Consider the following 3177-nt stretch of genomic DNA (forward strand, 5'->3'; position numbering starts at 1 on the left):
ACCACGGACTCGTCGAGCTTCAAGGCCGCCTGAAGCACCTCTGTTGGTTTAACTGAACCGCCGCCGCCCGTGGCCACGGTGAGAATCACCTGGTCATGAGCGGTAACGGACAATTCGCGGACGAGTGGACGAATGTCCACTGGCTTCACCCTTCCCTTTCGCCTGCGCTGGATGACGACCGACGGCGTTTCCAGGAACTCGGACATCGCCTGCTCGAGGTCGCCAAGCGTCAGCTCGAAGGGAGGGGACGGTAGATCTGCGACGTAGATGCTCTCCGCAATCTGTGCAGCCAGAGCACCCACGCGTACGGGCATAACCGCCGCCACAAAGAAATCGACACCGGGAGCGCTCGAGGCGTTGAGGAGATCGATCAGGCCCAAGAGGGCCTCCTCCGGCCACGTGCCGGCCAGTTCGATGTCTATCCACTCCGAGTCGGAGATCCAGCCCAGCGGTAGCGGCGGACCCACAGAGAGCTTGGGCCGGGGAGAGAAGCCCTCGGAGTAGACCATCGGCAACTCGGCCCGTCTGAAGGTGCGTTCGAGCTCCCGAAGTAGGTCTAGATGGGAGATGAAACGAATCGGGTCGCCCTTGCGATATCCGAGCCGAACGGTGGTTCCCCGGAAGCCCTGGAGTAGGCCTGGGGCACGCTCCGGGGGAGTCGATCCCGACTCCGCCGCCAACAGATTCTTCATAGCATCAAAATCGCAGACGCCACACGCGGAGCACCGCTCGTGTTTGCATTCAGGGGTTTCCCCTGCCCGATACGCCTTGTGCCGCTCCTTGAGAAAGTACTTCCGGTCAATCTTGTAAGTTACTATTTCCCAAGGCAGTTCCTCATCTTCTGCTCTCTCTTTGAAGCTGTCCTGCAACGTGAGGCCTGCATCCTCCAACGCCCCCAGCCACATGTCGAAGCGGCAGTGTTCGCCCCATCCGTCGAACCGGGCTCCCCGCCGCCAGGCTCCCTCTATTACCCGTGCAACCTCCCGGCCCCCGCGGGAGATGATGCCCTCGATGGCCGTGTCTGCCGTTTCGTGGTGGCGGATGGTCACCCCTTTTCCTCTCAGGCGCGTCCTGATCCAGTCCAGCTTTTCGCGGGTCGTCTGGATGTCGTCTTGCCGCTCCCACTGGAAAGGTGTGTGGGATTTGGGAACGAAGGGGGAGAAGCCCAGAGTGATATTCCGGCGCCCCGGGTAGCGCTTGAGAATCGCCGTTATCTTTTCGACCAACTGGGCCAGTTCCTCAAAATCCTCCTCGCACTCCGTCGGATGGCCGATCATGAAGTAGAGCTTCACGCTGGTCCAACCAGCCGACATTGCTTTGTCCACGGCCGAGAGAATGTCTTCCTCTGTAATCCCCTTGTTGATCACGTCACGCAACCGCTGGCTTCCGGCCTCCGGAGCGAAGGTGAAGCCGGACTTCCGCACCCGACTCACCGCTTCGGCGAGCCCCACGCTGAAAGCATCCGCCCGCAGCGACGGTAGGCTGACGCTGACTCCCTTATCGACCATCGCGCGGCTCATCTTGTCGGTGAGCTCGACCGAGCGGGAGTAGTCAGCCGTGGACAGGGACAGAAGTGACACCTCCTGCCATCCCGAGTGTTTGATCCCTTGCCGGGCGATTTCCACCGTTTCGTCGACATCGCGCTCCCGGGCAGGTCGGTAGAGGTACCCAGCTTGGCAGAACCGACAGCCGCGCATGCAGCCACGCATGACCTCGATAGGCAACCGGTCGTGGGTGGTTTCGGTAAGGCTCACGACCATTTCCCGGGGGTGATCTTCGGGCCGGAGCACAGGCACCTTCCGGGCTACAACCTGGCGCGGGAGCCCCATAGGCGCATCGGCCTTGGGCCGCGGCGTCCTCCCACCTCTTGGAACCTCATACAGCGAGGGTACGTAGATGCCGGGAACCTCCAGCGGGAGGCGTCTCAAGAGACCCTGTCGGGATTCTCCCCGCTCCCTACCCACGCTCTTCCAATCGGCGATGACCTCCAGCACTTCCTGGAGAGCGTCCTCTGCGTCGCCTATCAGGGCAAAGTCCACAAAACCGGCCAGCGGCTCCGGGTTGGAGGCACAGGGTCCGCCGATGCAGACAAACGGGTGTCCCTCCGTCCGCTCTGACTGCTGGATGGGGATCTCAGAGAGGTCCAGGACGTTCAGGAGGTTGGTGTACGTCAGCTCCGATTGCAGCGTGAAGCCGAGAATATCGTACTCGCACACAGGTCGCCGGTGCTCCAGCCCCCAGAGGGGCAGTCCCCGCTTTCTGAGCTGTTCCTCCATGTCCGGCCAAGGGGCGTACACCCGGTCCAAGAGCCACCGGGGGTCCCGATTCACGATGTGGTAGAGTATCTGGGTCCCCGTGTGGCTCATTCCAACTTCGTACGCGTCGGGATAGCAGAGGAGGAAACGCACCTGGGTGGTTTCCCAGTCCTTCCCCGCCAGACCGATCTCGTTGCCCACGTAGCGGTTGGGCTTGGAGACGAGCGGAAGGATTTCAGAATTGAGTAGGTCCTGGAGGTCCTGCGGCGAGAGGGCAGCTTTCTTCATGATGGCCTAAAGGTAAGCGGGGTGCGGACTTACCGCCACCCCGGAGGCTGGCGGCAGGTGCTCCATCGAATGCCTCTCGATGTCTTCCACTGCCTTGGATGCCTTTCTACCTCTGCTCTGTCGCTACGGTTGAACCAAGTCCCCGAGCAACTCCCTAGCGATGACGATGCGCTGGATTTCGCTGGTCCCCTCCCCGATCTCGCACACTTTGGCGTCTCGCATCATGCGCTCCACCGGGTATTCGGTCGTATAGCCGTAGCCGCCGTGGAGCTGGACCGCTTTTATGGTGGCCCGCATGCACAGCTCCGACGCGAACAACTTGGCCATGGCCGCTTCCTTCTTGTATGGCCTCCCGTTTTGTTTGAGCCATCCGGCGTGATACACCAGATGACGCGCGGCCTCGATCTCGGTGGCCATGTCGGCCAGCTGGAAATGGACGCCCTGGAATGCTGCTATGGGCTTGCCAAACTGCTGGCGTTCTGATGTATACGCCAAGCTCTCGTTCAGGGCGCCCTCGGCAAGGCCAAGGGAAAGAGCGCCAACACCAATCCGGCCCGAATCGAGAGTCTGGAGGAAGTTGGCGAACCCCCTTCCCTGCTCGCCGAGCATGTCCTCCTTGGGGACGATGGCATCC

2 protein-coding genes are annotated in these 3177 nt (G+C 61.7%); both read right to left on the reverse strand.

Translation table 11 applies throughout. The features are described 5' to 3' along the window. Window positions 1–2543: TIGR03960 family B12-binding radical SAM protein (locus O6929_06525; protein ID MCZ6480039.1), on the reverse strand; the 2543-nt coding region annotated here is incomplete at its 3' end. 123 nt (window positions 2544–2666) lie between these two features. Further along, on the reverse strand, window positions 2667–3177 hold a 511-nt coding region (locus tag O6929_06530), incomplete at its 5' end, for an acyl-CoA dehydrogenase family protein (protein MCZ6480040.1).

The organism is Candidatus Methylomirabilota bacterium, assembly GCA_027293415.1.
Taxonomy (GTDB): Bacteria; Methylomirabilota; Methylomirabilia; order Methylomirabilales; family CSP1-5; genus CSP1-5.